This is a genomic window from Streptosporangium canum, assembly GCF_900113865.1.
GTDB lineage: Bacteria > Actinomycetota > Actinomycetes > Streptosporangiales > Streptosporangiaceae > Streptosporangium > Streptosporangium canum.
On sequence record NZ_FOQY01000002.1, the window covers coordinates 70,358 to 84,266 of the forward strand.

Consider the following 13,909-nt stretch of genomic DNA (forward strand, 5'->3'; position numbering starts at 1 on the left):
ACTCGAGCTGCGCTCGGAGCGCGGTCCAAGGCGTGCTCGGGTGACCTCGCGGCCGTCCCGGCGGTCGGTCCCCGCCGGGGCGGCGCCGCGCACCGAGGCCCGTGACACCTCCGCCCGGCCTGCTTCCCGGCGGCCGCCCGCCGGCATGCCCGGCGGACCTCCGGCCCGCCGCCGGACGTCCGCGCCCCGAGGGAGACGGTCCGGCGGCTGTTTCGAGCCGGATTCGACCGTAACCAGACACAAGGGCCTCAGCATGGCGGCACCGAACGAGAGGAGTTCCGGGGTGCATCGGACATTGATCGTCGCCCGGATGGAACCGGCCGAGGCAGACAACGTGGCGCAGATATTCGCGGACTCGGACGCCAGCGACCTGCCCCGGATGGTCGGAGTGTCACGGCGCACGCTCTTCCGCTTCCACGACCTCTACTTCCACCTGGTGGAGGCGGACGAGGACATCACGCCGAATCTCTACAAAGCACGCAGTCACCCGCTCTACGACGAGATCAACCAGCGGCTGTCCAAGCACATCCGGCCGTACGACCCGAACTGGCGGGAGCCCAAGGACGCGATGGCCAGCCCCTTCTACGTCTGGGAGGCAGACGGTGAGTGAGCCAGTGGACCAGCTGTCCGCGCCGGCGAAGGTCGCCGCGTGCGACGTCGCGCCGAACCGGCGCCGCGGCGGTGACATCCGGGTGGTGCTCAGCCCGAAGACCGTCGCCTCGACCTCCGGCTTCATGGGCACGCTGACGCTCGCGCCCGGCGAGTACGTGGCCGAGCACTACCACCCCTACTCGGAGGAGTTCCTCTACGTGGTGCGTGGCCGGCTGACCGCCCGGATCGACGGCGCGCGGATCGTCGAGCTGGCGGCCGGTGAGGGGCTGATGGTCCCCAAAGGGCTGCGGCACCGGGTCTGGAACGCCGGCGACGAGGAGATCCACGCGGTCTTCCACCTGAGCCCGCTGGCGCCGCGACCCGACCTGGGCCACGTCGACACCGAGCCGCTGCCGAGGTCGGGGATCGCCGAACCCGTACCCGACGTGGGAGGGCCGCGCTGATGGTCAACGACAGGCGCGTCGTCATCACCGGGATCGGTGTGACGGCGCCGGGCGGCATCGGGACCAAGGCGTTCTGGGAGCTGCTCACGGCCGGCCGTACCGCCACCCGTACCATCACGCTGTTCGACGCGTCCGGGTTCCGCTCCCGCATCGGGGCCGAGTGCGACTTCGATCCCGTCGCGGAGGGCCTGAGCCCGCAGGAGATCCGGCGGATGGACCGGGCCGCGCAGTTCGGCGTCGTGTGCGCCAGGGAGGCCCTGGCCGACAGCGGCCTGGAGGAGGGCGCCGTCCCGCCGGAGCGGATCGGCGTCAGCATCGGCAGCGCCGTGGGCTGCACGATGGGCCTGGAGCAGGAGTACGTCGTGCTGAGCGACGGAGGCCGGCGCTGGCTCGTCGATCCCGCCTACGCGGTGCGGCACCTCTACGGCTACATGGTGCCGAGCACGATGGCGTGCGAGGTCGCGTGGGCCGCGGGGGCCGAGGGGCCGGTGTCGCTGATCTCCACCGGGTGCACGGCGGGGCTGGACGCGGTCGGCAACGGCTGCCAGCTGATCTGGACGGGCCGGGCCGACGTCGTGATCGCCGGAGCCACCGACGCGCCGCTCTCGCCGATCACGGCGGCGTGCTTCGACGCGATCAAGGCGACCTCACCGAACAACGACGACCCGGCGCACGCCTCCCGGCCGTTCGACGCCGATCGGGACGGGTTCGTGCTCGGCGAGGGCGCCGCCGTCTTCGTGCTGGAGGAGCGGGAGGCCGCGCGCCGGCGCGGAGCGCACATCTACGCGGAGATCGTCGGGTTCGCCGGCCGCAGCAACGCCTACCACATGACCGGCCTCAAGCCCGACGGGCGCGAGATGGCCGAGGCGATCCGCCAGGCCATGCACCTGGGGAGGGTGGACGCCGCGGACATCGACTACATCAACGCGCACGGTTCGGGCACCAAGCAGAACGACAGGCACGAGACCGCGGCCTTCAAGCGCGCACTCGGCCGGCGTGCCTACGAGGTGCCGGTCAGCTCCATCAAGTCGATGATCGGGCACTCGCTCGGGGCCATCGGGGCGATCGAGGTGGCGGCCTGCGCGCTGGCCATCGAGCACCAGGTGGTGCCGCCGACGGCGAACCTGCACACCCGCGATCCCGAGTGCGACCTGGACTACGTGCCGCTGACCGCGCGTGAGCATCCGATCGACTCCGTGCTCAGCGTCGGCAGCGGATTCGGCGGCTTCCAGACCGCCATGGTCATCGTGCGGGACCGGGCGGCATGAGCAGACACGCTGTCATCACCGGGATCGGGGTCACCGCACCGAACGGGCTCGGGACCGAGGCGTACTGGGCGGCCACGCTCGAAGGGCGCAGCGGCATCGGGCCGATCAGCCGGTTCGACCCCGCCGGCTACCCGGTCCGCGTGGCCGGGGAGGTGAGCGACTTCACCGCCGCCGAGCACGTGCCCAGCCGCCTCATCCCGCAGACCGACAACTGGACCCACCTCGGACTGACCGCGGCCGCCTGGGCCCTGGACGACGCGGGCGCCGATCCGGCGGCGTTCCCCGAGTACGAGATGGCGGTGGTGACCGCCAGCTCCTCCGGGGGGACCGAGTTCGGGCAGCGGGAGATCGAGCGGCTGTGGACCAAGGGGCCCTCCTGGGTCGGCGCCTACCAGTCGATCGCCTGGTTCTACGCCGCGACCACCGGGCAGATCTCCATCCGCCACGGGATGCGCGGCTCGTGCGGGGTCGTCTGCGCCGAACAGGCGGGGGCCCTGGACGCGGTCGGGCAGGCGCGTCAGCTCATCCGGACCGGGACCCGGCTGGTGGTCACCGGCGGCGCCGACGCGTCGCTGTGCCCCTACGGCCTGACCGCGCAGTACAGCAGCGGCAGGCTCAGCCAGGGCGACGACCCCGGCCGGGCCTACCTGCCCTTCGACGTCGGCGCGGCGGGCTACGTGCCCGGTGAGGGCGGCGCGATGCTGGTCGTGGAGAACGCGGCCGACGCGCATGCCCGAGCCGCGCCGGTCATCTACGGGGAGATCGCCGGTTACGCCGCGACCTTCGACCCGCGACCGGGGTCCGGCCGCGAGCCGGGGCTGCGCCGGGCGATGGAGCTGGCGCTGGCCGACGCCGGCCTCGCCGCCGGCGGAGTCGACGTGGTCTTCGCGGACGCGGCCGGGGTGCCGGAACTCGACCTGCAGGAGGCCACCGCGATCCGCGCGGTCTTCGGCCCGGACGGGGTGCCGGTCACCGCGCCCAAGACGATGACCGGCCGGCTCTACGCCGGCGGCGCTGCGCTCGACCTGGCCGGCGCGCTGCTGGCCATCCGCGACGGTGTCATCCCGCCCACGGCGGGCGTCACCGAGCTGGCGCCGGGCTGCGACCTCGACCTGGTCCGCGGCGCGGCCCGCGAGGCGCGGGTCGGCACCGCCATGGTCGTCGCCCGCGGCTACGGCGGATTCAACGCGGCAATCGTCGTAACGAAGACCGACTGACGGAGCAACCCATGGCACAGCTTGGCTCATTCACCCTCGACGACCTGAAAGAGGTCATGCGCGCCTGCGCCGGGGTCACCGAATCCGTGGACCTCGACAGCGATATCGCCGACGTCACGTTCGAGGATCTCGGATACGACTCGCTCGCGGTTCTGGAGATGGCGGCGAAGCTCCAGAACCACCTGGGCGTCGTGATCCCCGACGACGTGGCGGAGCAGCTGCCCACGCCGCGCGCGCTGGCCGAGTACGTGAACGTCCGGCTGGCGGCCTGAGAGCAGGGCCGGACCAGCGTCGCGCAGCGGCCGCGGAGGCCAGACAAGGAAGAACCTCATGGCAGGACACACCGACAACGCCATCGTCATCAAGGCGCCCATGGAGCTGGTCTGGGACATGACCAACGACGTCGCGTCGTGGCCCCAGCTGTTCAGCGAGTACGCCGCCGCGGAGATCCTCGAACGCGGCGGCGACACGGTCACCTTCCGCCTCACCATGCATCCCGACGAGGAGGGCAGAGTGTGGAGCTGGGTCTCGGAGCGGACCGCCGACCCGGTGAAGCGCGAGGTGCGCGCGCACCGGATCGAGACCGGCCCCTTCGAGTTCATGAACATCTACTGGGAGTACCGCGAGGTCGAGGACGGCGTGCGGATGCGCTGGGTGCAGGACTTCCACATGAAGCCGCAGGCGCCGGCCGACGACGACGGGATGACCGAGCACCTCAACCGCAACACCGCGATCCAGATGGACCGGATCAGGGGGCTGGTCGAGGCGGCCGCGGCGGCGTTCGCCGGACCGGGCCGGCGGGCAGTGGAATGATCCGGGCGCTCGTCCCGCTGGCGCTCCTCGCCAACGGCATCGCGGCGGGCGTCATGCTCGGCAACGCGATAGGGCTGGCGGCGCACGCCCTCCGGCTGCCGTACGCGGGGTACGTCGATCTGATCAAGTTCATGTGGCCGCGCTACGACCCGTTCCTGCCCATCACGAACGTGCTGGGGTTCGGGCTGGACGTCGCCATCGCGGTGATGGTCCACGGCGAGCGGGGCGCGACCGGCGCCTCCGGCCTGTTCGGGCTGGCCGCGGCGCTGCTCGCCGTACTCATGGCGATCTCGCTGATCAAGAACGTTCCGATCAACAAGTACGTGACCGCGCTCGATCCGGCCAGCCCGCCGGACGACTGGCCCGAGCGCGATCCACGCGCCAGCTGGAAGAACTGGAACAACGTGCGGGTGGTGCTCTCCATGACCGCGCTGATCGCCAACCTGGCGGGAGCGGCGGTCCTCCTTTAGCCGCCCCGGCGGCCGATCCAGAAACGTCACAGAGATGGCAGAGGGACGATGGAACTCAAGCTGACAGGCAAGAAGGCGCTCGTGACCGGAGGCTCACGCGGTATCGGGCGGGGGATCGTCCTCGGCCTCGCCCGCGCGGGCGCCGACGTGGTGACGTGCTACCGCACCGAGAGCGAGGCCGTCACGAGCCTGGCCCGCGAGCTCAAGGAGACCGGCGGCGACCATCAGCTCGTCAAGGCGGACGTGAGCGATCCGGCCGAGGTCGACGCGCTCGTCGAGGACTGCCGCACCTCGCTCGGCTCCCTCGACGTGGTCGTGCACAACGCGGGCGTCATCAGCCACGTGCCGTTCGCCGAACTCCCGGTCGAGGAGTGGCGGCGCGTGGTGGAGAACAACCTGGGCGGGCCGTACCTGGTGACGCAGCGGGCGCTGCCCCTGCTGTCGGCCGGCGCCTCCATCATCTTCATCGGCTCCAGGGTGGCCACCGTCGGGATCCCGCTGCGCTCCCACTACACCGCCACCAAGGCCGGCCTGGTCGGGCTCACCCGCTCCCTCGCCAAGGAGCTGGGCCCGCGGGGGCTGCGCGTCAACGTGGTGGCGCCGGGGCCGATCGAGACGGAGGAACCCGCTCCGGCCGAGGTGCGGGAGCGCTACCGGAAGATGATCCCGCTCGGCCGGCTCGGCACCCCCGAGGACGTGGCCGGGGTCGTGGCGTTCCTGGCCAGTGACCTGTCGCGGTTCGTGAACGGCGAAACGATCAATGTCGACGGAGGGATCTGATGTACGACGAGAACGTCCCGGTACTGATCGTGGGAGGCGGCCCGGTGGGGCTGTCCACCGCGGTCTTCCTCGGCCGGCACGGCATCAGGTCCCTGCTCGTCGAGAAGCGGGCCGACACCTCCCTGCTGCCGCGCGCCCCCGGCCTGCAGGCGCGCACCATGGAGCTGTTCCGGGCGGCGGGACTGGGCGGGGAGATCCGGGCACTGGAGATCGGCGACTCGCACCCGTTCTTCGAGGGCGGCATCCTGCGGGTCAACACCTTCTCGGAGATCGTGGACGCGGAGGTCCTGGAGGCCCCCTCGCTGGACGGCCCCGACATCAGCCCGGAGCGGGTCATGGGGTGCGGCCAGGACCGTTACGAGGTGGTGCTGGCCGAGAAGGCGAGGGAGTTCGGCTGCGAGGTTCGCTTCGCCAGCCGGCTGCGGTCGATCGAGCAGGACGACGACGGGGTGACCGCCCACGTGGAGGACGTGGAGACCGGTGTGGTCCGCACGGTCCGCGCGAGCTACCTGGTCGGCGCCGACGGCGCGGGCAGCTCGGTCCGCCGGGCGCTGGGCGTCTCCCGCTCCGGCCGGGGCACCGTGTTCAACGCGCTCAGCATCTACTTCCGCGCCCCCGAGCTGGAGGAGATCCTGGCGGACCGGCCGTTCATCCTGTGCTACGCGACCGCCGGGGGGACGATGACCGGGCTGTCCCGCCTGCACGGGCGGGATCCGTGGCTGGCCGCCCCGGTGTACCACCCCGAGAAGGGCGAGTCCCCGGCCGACTTCACCGACGAGCGCTGCGTCGAGATCGTCCGGACGGCGTCCGGCAAGCCGGACATGCACGTCGAGATCATGGCGAAGGTCCCCTGGGAAGGCTCCCAGCTGGTGGCGGAGCACTTCAGGGTGGGCCGGGTCTTCCTGGCGGGGGACGCCGCCCACGTGCACCCGCCGGCCGGCGGGTTCGGCGCCAACACCGGCATCCACGACGCGCACAACCTGGCGTGGAAGCTCGCGGCCACGCTGCACGGCTGGGCGGGTGCCGAGCTGCTCGACACCTACCACGACGAGCGTCACGCGGTGGGCGAGGCGATGGCCGAGCAGGCGATGGTCCGCAACCGCATCCGGCACGGGTACGCCGGCGACGAGGTCCGCGCCCGGATGGTCGACGACATCATCATCACCCTCGGCTACCGGTACCGCTCCCAGGCGGTCGTGACCGAGGAGCACCGGCCGGTGCTGACGGCGCCGCTGGAGCTCACCGGGGAGCCCGGCACCCGGGCGCCGCACCTCTGGCTCGAACGCGACGGTGAGCGGCTGTCCACGATCGACCTGTTCTGGGACTCCTTCGTGCTCCTTACCGGGCCCGAGGGCGCGGCGTGGCACGAGGCGGCCGGCCGGCTGGCCGGGCGCACCGCGGTGCCGCTGCGCGTCGTGCGGATCGGTGCCGGCGGGGACTGCGCCGCGGTGGACGGCGACTGGGCCGCGGCCTTCGGCGTCTCGGCCCGCGGCGCGGTCCTGGTACGGCCGGACGCGTTCGTGGCCTGGCGGAGCGGCGACGGCCGGCCCGAACCCGAGAAGGTGCTCGCCGACGTCCTCGACCAGGTGGCCGGCACCGCGACCGTGGCCGCGATGGCGCGCTGACGATGACGGCGCCGGCCGGGGAGCACAAGACGATGCACGAGGAGCTGTCGGCGATCGCCGGCCCCGTACTGGCCCGGATCAGGGAGCATCCCTTCTGGGCCGGGCTGCGCGACGGCACGCTGCCGCCTGCCTCACTGTGGTACTTCGCCGAGCAGGACGCCCGCCACGTCGTGCCCGCGTACGCGCGGGCACTGGCCCGTTGCGGCGCGGTCGCCGACCACGACTCACACGGCGCGCTGCTCTGCTCGGCGGCCAGTGCCACGTTCGGCTCGCTCTCCCGGCTGGACAGCGAGCTGACCAAGCTGGCGGAGGCGCTCGGCAAGCCGCCGGGTGCCGCCGCCGTCACACCCGCCCCGCCGATCCACGCGCACACCTCCTTCATGCTCGCGGCGCCCGCCGTCTCGTTCGCCTCCGGCGTCGGCGGGCTCCTGCCCATGACCTGGTTCCATCTCGAAGTGTCCAACGATCTGCGGGAACGGCACGAGCCCGGATCCCGCTACGCCGCCTGGATCGACCAGTACTGCCCCGAGGGGGGCTTCTACCAGGAGTACGTCGCGGCGTACCTGGACATGGTCGACGAGGTGGGCGGGCAGTGCTCGGCCGGCGAGCGGGACCGGCTCGTCGACCATTTCCTGCTCGGCGCTCGCTATGAGTTTTCGTTCGTTGACGCAGCGTGGCGGCGGAGGGGGTGGTCGGTGTAGGACCATGCTTCGGGGCGGCGTTTCGAGCAGGCGTCGAGCCTGCCGGACCAGACTCGGCCCGACAACTCCCGGTTTATCCGGTGACCAGCACATTCTTGGAGTATGCGGCATGGGTATCACACCGAGTTCGACACGGAGAAATCGCGGTGCCTGGTATCGGACACGAGCCATTCGAGCACTCATACTCGCTGCCGGTATGAGCGTCGCAATCGCGTCCGTCGTGCCAGGCGCCTCGGCACAGGCCGGATCACAGGCGTCGAGCGGCAAGAAGTACTACCTCGACTGCGGTGCCGGCAACGACTCCGCCGCCGGTACGTCGGCCGGGACCGCGTGGCGGACCCTCGCCCGCGTCAACACGGTCACCTTCCAGCCCGACGACTCCATCCTCCTGCGCAGAGGCAGCACCTGCAACGGTGTCCTGCAGCCGCAGGGGTCCGGTACGGCGGGCAAGCCGATCACCGTCAGCGCCTACGGCAGCGGCGCCCGCCCGGCGATCGTCGGGGGCGGCGCCCGCGCGGCCGTGTTCCTGCGCAACGTCCAGGGCTGGGAGATCCGCAACCTCGACGTCTCCAACCCGGGCGCCGCCGACGGAACCCCGCGCACGGGCATCTACGTGCTGCTGGAGAACTATGGCACCGGCAAGCACTACGTGGTCGAGGACGTCAAGGTCCATGACGTGCCCGGCTGCGACTGCCTGCAGCCGGAGCTCGAGAACAGCGGCGGCATCCTGTTCAAGGCCGCCGGGTCGGGCACGCCCACCGGCTTCGACGAGATCCGGGTGTCCCGCAACGTCGTCTCCGGCGTCGACAACATCGGGATCGGCACCCTGTCGCAGTGGTCGCGCCGTACGCCCCTGTATCCGGCCGGCTCGAACTCGTTCGTCCCGATCACCAACGTGCACATATTCGCGAACAAGCTCAGCGACATGGGCGGCGACGGCATCCTCGTGCAGAACGGCGTGGACTCGCTCACGGAGTTCAACATCGTCAACGGGTTCGGCCGCCGCGCGACGGCCTCACACGCCGCGATCCTCGCGTTCAACTCCGACCGCCCGGTGATACAGCACAACGAGGTGACGGGCGGGGCCGCCTTCCCGCCGTCCTTCGCCTTCAGCGTCGACGCCGCCAACTCCGACATCGTGTACCAGTACAACTACAGCCACGACAACAACGGCCCGTTCATGCTCCTGTGCGCGTTCACCGGAACGAACACCGACGGAGCGACGATCCGTTACAACGTCAGCCAGAACGACAAGGACCTTCTGCTGGGGACATTCCAGATCCCCGTCATCGCCAACGGCTGCGACGTCCCCGTAACGGATGTGAAGATCTACAACAACGTGGTCCACAGCACATCCGCCACGGCGCTCGTCGGGACCCTCCACCCCACCCCGATGACGGTGAAGAACAACATATTCGTCGGCCGGCCGGAAGGGTCGACGATCATCGACACGGTGGGGGTGTACGACCACAACCTTTACCGCAACATCACCGCGGTGCAGCCGGGCGACACCCACGCGGTGACCGGCGACCCCCTGTTCACCAGGCCGGGAGCCTCCGGGACCGCCGGCGTCCTCGGATTCCGGCTCAAGTGCGGCTCCCCGGCCATCGGCGCGGGCACCGTCATCCCGGACAACGGCGGCCATGACCTCTACGGCTTCCGGGTGCCGAGCGACGCGGCGCCGAACGTCGGCGCCTACCAGGGGCCGTGCGCCGGCCGCTAGCTCCGCGCGGCTCACAGCGGGCAGCCTCCCCGTCCGGGGAGGCTGCCCGTCCGCTGTCCGGCCGCGGCCCGCGGGCGGCGGCGACAGGGCCGCCGCGCCACGCTCGCCCGGCACCCGAGGGGTTCTCGATCCGGGTCCGTCAACATCGGCAGACCCCTGAGATCGGAGACCGCCATGACGCCCGTGACCTCACCGGTCGGCCTGATCGGCCCGGACGAGTTACTGATCTTCCTGCTGCAGGTCGGGCTGCTGCTGCTCTGCGCGCTGCTGCTCGGCCGGCTGACCCTGCGGCTGGGGATGTCGGCCATCGTCGGCGAGCTGTGCGCGGGCGTGCTCCTCGGTCCCTCGGTGCTGGCGCGAGTGGCGCCGGGACTGAGCGACTGGCTGCTGCCCCGCGACACCGCCCAGTTCCACATGCTCGACGCGGTCGGTCAGGTCGGCGTGCTGCTGCTCGTCGGCATCACCGGCATCCACATCGACCTGCGGCTGGTGCGCCGCCGGGGGGTCACCGCGGCCCGGATCAGCCTCGCCGGAGTGGCCATCCCCCTCGGGCTCGGCGTGGCAGTCGGGCTCCTGCTGCCGGCCTCGCTCGTCCCCGGCTCCGCCGACCGCAGCACGTTCGCGCTGTTCCTGGGGGTGGCGATGGGCGTCAGCGCCATCCCGGTCATCGCCAAGACGCTGATGGAGATGCGCCTGCTGCACCGCAACATCGGGCAGTTGATCCTGTGCGCGGTCACGGTCGACGACATCGTCGGCTGGCTGCTGCTGTCCGTCGTCTCGGCCATGGCGACCACGGGAGTGCGGGCGGGGAACATCGCCCTCTCCATCGGCTACGTGGCTGCCGTCATCGCCGCCGCCGTACTCGCCCGCCCACTCGTACGGGGCGCGCTGCGGGCGGCGGACCGCTCCGACAGCAGGCGGGACGGCGGCGTGACGGTCACGCTGGTGGTCATCCTGGTGCTGCTGGCGGCGGCCGCGACGCAGGCCATGAAGCTGGAGGCGGTGTTCGGCGCCTTCGTGTGCGGGATCGTGATCAGCAGTTGCGGCACGCTGAACCCCGCCCGGCTGGCGCCGCTGCGCACGACGGTCCTGTCCTTCCTCGCCCCGCTGTTCTTCGCGACCGCCGGGCTGCGGATGGACCTCACCGCCCTGGCCCAGCCGACGGTCCTGCTGGCCGGGCTCGGCGTGCTGGTCACCGCGATCCTGGGCAAGTTCGCGGGAGCCTACCTCGGAGCCCGGCTCAGCCGGCTCGGCCACTGGGAGGCCCTCGCGCTCGGCGCGGGCATGAACGCCCACCTGAACACGTCGGCGGCGGCGCGGGGCGCCGCCGTTGAACGGTGCTCGAGCGGTCTTCCAACCGGAGCGGCGAGCATGCGGTCATGCGTGAATCGACCCAGATCCTGATCATCGGTGGTGGCCCGGCGGGCTCGACCGCGGCCGGCCTGCTGGCCCGTGAGGGCTTCCAGGTGACCCTCCTCGAACGCGACCGCTTCCCCCGCTACCACATCGGCGAATCGATCCTGCCGTCCTGCCGCCCGATCTTCGAGATGCTCGGAGTCTGGGACAAGGTCGAGGCCCACGGCTTCCAGCCCAAGGGCGGCGCGTTCTTCCAGTGGGGTCCCGAGGAATGGGAGGTGCGCTTCAGTAACCTGGGCGATGACACCCCCAACGCCTGGCAGGTCATCCGCAGCGAGTTCGACCAGATCCTGCTCGACCACGCCCGCGAGCTCGGCGCCGAGGTGATCGAAGGGGTGAGCGTCCGCGACATCGAGTTCGACGGCGACCGGGCCGTCGCGGCCCGCTGGTACGACACCAAGGATCCCGAGCGCGGCGGCCGCATCGAGTTCGGCCATGTCATCGACGCCTCGGGCCGCGGCGGCGTGCTGGCCACCCGCCATCTCAAGAACCGCCGGTTCCACGACGTGTTCCGCAACGTCGCCGCGTGGACGTACTGGAAGAACGCCAAACCGCTCGGCAAGGGGCCCAGCGGCGCGATCGCGGTGTGCTCCGTCGAGGACGGGTGGTTCTGGGCCATTCCCCTCCACGACGGGACGCTGAGCGTCGGCCTGGTGACCGGACGCGACCTGTTCAACGACAGCCGCGGACGGCTGAACGGCGACATCCAGGCGGTCTACGACGAGGCGCTCGCGAAGTGCCCGACCGTCCTCGAACTGCTCGACGGCGCCGAGCAGGTGAGCGGGATGAAGGTCGAGCAGGACTACTCCTACGTCGCGGAGAGCTTCGCCGGCCCCGGCTACCTGCTCTCGGGCGACGCCGCCTGCTTCCTCGACCCCCTGTTGTCCACCGGCGTCCATCTCGCCACCTACAGCGCGATGCTCGGCGCGGCGAGCCTGTCGAGCGTGCTGCGCGGCGAGGTCGCCGAGCAGGACGCCTGGCGCTTCTACAACACCATCTACCACCACGCCTACCAGCGGCTCCTCATCCTGGTGTCGGTGTTCTACGAGAGCTACCGGGGCAAGGAGCACCACTTCTACAACGCGCAGCGGCTGACCTCCGACGAGCGCGATCATCTGAACCTGCAGGCGGCCTTCGACCGCATCATCACCGGCATCGCCGACCTGAACGACGCCGAACAGGCCTACCAGCTGGTCCAGGACCACCTGCAGGGGGCCGAGAGCGGTGATCCCAACCCCCTGAACAACCTCAACCGGGTGCACGAGATCAAGCAGTCGCCGTTCGATCCGGCCAATGCCGTCGGCGGCCTGTACCTGGTGACCGAGCCCCGGCTCGGCCTGCGCTCCAGCGAGGCCCCGCCGCCGCCCGGCCCCTCCTGAGCGCACCGGACCCGCCGAGCCGCCTCCCGCGGCCGGCGGGCCGCATGCTCACGTCCTTGTACGGCCGGTGGGTTCGAGGGTCCGCACGATGACCGGCCCGGCGGCGATCAGGTGGAGGCCGCCGCCTGGCCGAGCCTGCGGAGCGTCCCCTCCGGATCGGCGAGAACGGGGAGCGCCGCGAACACCCCCGACACGCCGATCGACTCCAGCCGCTTCAGATGGGCGGCCACCCCGGGGACGTCCCCGGTCACGCCGGTCAGCCCGGCCGCGAAGTCGACGAGTCCCAGCTCCTCCAGCAGCCTCGCGTTCTTCCCCCCGACGGCGAAGTCCCAGACGTCGTAGCGGCGCTCCATCTCCTCGACCGCGCCCAGGAGGTCGGGGGGAATGATCGCCCGCATGTGCGGCGCCTTCAGGCGCAGGGCGACGTCGGAGGCGAGAGCCGCGCCGAGCTCGGCGTTCGCCTCGGCACGGGTGTCCTTGACCGAGATGAAGCTGAATCCCCAGATCTCGATCGCCTCGGGATCGCGCCCGGCCTTCTCCGCCGCCGCCCGGACCGTCGCCACCTTCCGCTCGACGAGCTCGGCCGACATGCCGACGGTGGTGACCACCCCGTCGGCGATCTCGCCCGCCAGGCGCAGGCTCCGGGGGTAGTCCGCGGCGAGGTAGACCGGCATGGGATGGACCCGGGTGAGAGGCTCGGTGGTGTGGCCGTCGACCTGTGCGGTGCCGCCGCCGAGGATCGCCCGCACCGCCGTGACGTAGTCGTGCAGCTCCTGCGGGGTCCCGACCGGGGACCGTCCGACGACCCGCCTGGTGCTGCCGCCGTTCCCGACGGCGAGCATGACGCGGCCACCCGTCAGCTCGTGCAACGTGGAGATCGCGGTGGCGGTGGCGGCCGGGTGACGGAGAAACGGCGTGGTGACCATCGGCGTCAGAATCGCGTTCCGGCTTTCCTGCGCCGCCACCGTGAGCGACACGTACAACTCGTATGCGCGGGCCGGTGTGTCCCCGACCCCGATGACGTCATATCCGAGATCGTCGGTCAGCCGGACCAGATTTCGGAATGTGGAGAGGTCGTCCATCCACTCGATGATCGCGCCTAGTTTCACGAATCATTCCTCCACGCAATAATCACGCTCGGCTTCACGAGGAACATAAATAAATCAATATGGCGCGCGCAATATGGTTCGAGATGCCGTCAAGCGGCGCTCGATGGCGGCCACCGGCAGCTGAATGCCGTATTCCAGTGACAAGGAGCCACCTGTCCCGGCGTCGCGGAGCCGTACACGCTCCGGGGGGCCTCCCCGTCAACGCCGGGCGGCGCGCCCGCGCGCCCGGCTGGGCGGTGCCGTGCCCGGGACGTCCGCACATGCTGCCCGGCGGATGCCGGCGGCCTCGCCGGGACGCTCCGGCGACGCGTGTCGACCGGGGCTCGACCACGGCCCCAGCGGCCGCCCGGACA

General features: G+C 71.2%; 14 protein-coding genes. 13 read left to right on the top strand and 1 reads right to left on the bottom strand.

Annotated features, from left to right (window positions below):
• The first annotated feature begins 283 nt into the window (after positions 1–283).
• The 13 genes from BM085_RS02630 (at position 284) to BM085_RS02690 (ending at position 12,447) form a co-directional block, all read left to right on the top strand.
• A complete protein-coding gene (locus BM085_RS02630) occupies positions 284–610 on the top strand; it encodes a TcmI family type II polyketide cyclase (protein WP_031172343.1) in 327 nt (108 codons plus the stop codon).
• Positions 603–1,055, top strand: a complete 453-nt coding sequence (locus BM085_RS02635; protein WP_093885430.1) for a cupin domain-containing protein — start codon at positions 603–605, stop codon at positions 1,053–1,055. The genes BM085_RS02630 and BM085_RS02635 overlap by 8 nt, the downstream gene beginning before the upstream one ends.
• Positions 1,055–2,323, top strand: a complete 1,269-nt coding sequence (locus BM085_RS02640) for a beta-ketoacyl-[acyl-carrier-protein] synthase family protein (RefSeq protein WP_093885431.1) — start codon at positions 1,055–1,057, stop codon at positions 2,321–2,323. Before BM085_RS02635 ends, BM085_RS02640 begins: the two co-directional genes overlap by 1 nt.
• On the top strand, positions 2,320–3,540 hold the full coding sequence (locus BM085_RS02645) for a ketosynthase chain-length factor (protein WP_093885432.1): 1,221 nt from the start codon (positions 2,320–2,322) through the stop codon (positions 3,538–3,540). The genes BM085_RS02640 and BM085_RS02645 overlap by 4 nt, the downstream gene beginning before the upstream one ends.
• Before the next feature lie 11 nt (positions 3,541–3,551).
• Positions 3,552–3,812 carry an acyl carrier protein gene (locus BM085_RS02650; RefSeq protein WP_031172335.1) on the top strand — a complete coding sequence of 87 codons (261 nt, stop codon included), beginning with the start codon at positions 3,552–3,554 and terminating at the stop codon, positions 3,810–3,812.
• Positions 3,813–3,870: 58 nt separating this feature from the next.
• On the top strand, positions 3,871–4,353 hold the full coding sequence (locus tag BM085_RS02655; protein ID WP_093885433.1) for an SRPBCC family protein: 483 nt from the start codon (positions 3,871–3,873) through the stop codon (positions 4,351–4,353).
• On the top strand, positions 4,350–4,823 hold the full coding sequence (locus BM085_RS02660; RefSeq protein ID WP_093885434.1) for an anthrone oxygenase family protein: 474 nt from the start codon (positions 4,350–4,352) through the stop codon (positions 4,821–4,823). The genes BM085_RS02655 and BM085_RS02660 overlap by 4 nt, the downstream gene beginning before the upstream one ends.
• A gap of 48 nt (positions 4,824–4,871) precedes the next feature.
• Positions 4,872–5,603 carry an SDR family NAD(P)-dependent oxidoreductase gene (locus BM085_RS02665; RefSeq protein WP_093885435.1) on the top strand — a complete coding sequence of 244 codons (732 nt, stop codon included), beginning with the start codon at positions 4,872–4,874 and terminating at the stop codon, positions 5,601–5,603.
• Entirely contained in the window at positions 5,603–7,228 is a 1,626-nt protein-coding gene (locus tag BM085_RS02670; protein ID WP_093885436.1) for an FAD-dependent monooxygenase, read from the top strand. The genes BM085_RS02665 and BM085_RS02670 overlap by 1 nt, the downstream gene beginning before the upstream one ends.
• A gap of 2 nt (positions 7,229–7,230) precedes the next feature.
• A complete protein-coding gene (locus BM085_RS02675) occupies positions 7,231–7,929 on the top strand; it encodes a TenA family protein (protein WP_218158576.1) in 699 nt (232 codons plus the stop codon).
• 196 nt (positions 7,930–8,125) lie between these two features.
• A complete protein-coding gene (locus tag BM085_RS02680) occupies positions 8,126–9,652 on the top strand; it encodes a right-handed parallel beta-helix repeat-containing protein (protein ID WP_143120776.1) in 1,527 nt (508 codons plus the stop codon).
• 174 nt (positions 9,653–9,826) lie between these two features.
• Positions 9,827–11,056 carry a cation:proton antiporter gene (locus tag BM085_RS02685; protein ID WP_245789077.1) on the top strand — a complete coding sequence of 410 codons (1,230 nt, stop codon included), beginning with the start codon at positions 9,827–9,829 and terminating at the stop codon, positions 11,054–11,056.
• Entirely contained in the window at positions 11,032–12,447 is a 1,416-nt protein-coding gene (locus BM085_RS02690; RefSeq protein ID WP_093885438.1) for an NAD(P)/FAD-dependent oxidoreductase, read from the top strand. Before BM085_RS02685 ends, BM085_RS02690 begins: the two co-directional genes overlap by 25 nt.
• Before the next feature lie 107 nt (positions 12,448–12,554).
• Here BM085_RS02690 and BM085_RS02695 read toward each other — a convergent pair whose 3' ends face one another.
• Positions 12,555–13,556, bottom strand: coding sequence for an LLM class flavin-dependent oxidoreductase (locus tag BM085_RS02695; RefSeq protein ID WP_093885439.1), 1,002 nt, complete (start codon positions 13,554–13,556; stop codon positions 12,555–12,557).
• Positions 13,557–13,909 lie beyond the last annotated feature (353 nt).

What these genes read in the sequence shown, in the direction of transcription:
- BM085_RS02680 (WP_143120776.1), top strand. Translation starts at nt 8,126, where the DNA reads ATGAGCGTCGCAATCGCGTCCGTCGTGCCAGGCGCCTCGGCACAGGCC.
- BM085_RS02690 (WP_093885438.1), top strand. Translation starts at nt 11,032, where the DNA reads ATGCGTGAATCGACCCAGATCCTGATCATCGGTGGTGGCCCGGCGGGC.
- BM085_RS02670 (WP_093885436.1), top strand. Translation starts at nt 5,603, where the DNA reads ATGTACGACGAGAACGTCCCGGTACTGATCGTGGGAGGCGGCCCGGTG.
- BM085_RS02660 (WP_093885434.1), top strand. Translation starts at nt 4,350, where the DNA reads ATGATCCGGGCGCTCGTCCCGCTGGCGCTCCTCGCCAACGGCATCGCG.
- BM085_RS02650 (WP_031172335.1), top strand. Translation starts at nt 3,552, where the DNA reads ATGGCACAGCTTGGCTCATTCACCCTCGACGACCTGAAAGAGGTCATG.
- BM085_RS02675 (WP_218158576.1), top strand. Translation starts at nt 7,231, where the DNA reads ATGACGGCGCCGGCCGGGGAGCACAAGACGATGCACGAGGAGCTGTCG.
- BM085_RS02665 (WP_093885435.1), top strand. Translation starts at nt 4,872, where the DNA reads ATGGAACTCAAGCTGACAGGCAAGAAGGCGCTCGTGACCGGAGGCTCA.
- BM085_RS02655 (WP_093885433.1), top strand. Translation starts at nt 3,871, where the DNA reads ATGGCAGGACACACCGACAACGCCATCGTCATCAAGGCGCCCATGGAG.
- BM085_RS02640 (WP_093885431.1), top strand. Translation starts at nt 1,055, where the DNA reads ATGGTCAACGACAGGCGCGTCGTCATCACCGGGATCGGTGTGACGGCG.
- BM085_RS02685 (WP_245789077.1), top strand. Translation starts at nt 9,827, where the DNA reads ATGACGCCCGTGACCTCACCGGTCGGCCTGATCGGCCCGGACGAGTTA.
- BM085_RS02645 (WP_093885432.1), top strand. Translation starts at nt 2,320, where the DNA reads ATGAGCAGACACGCTGTCATCACCGGGATCGGGGTCACCGCACCGAAC.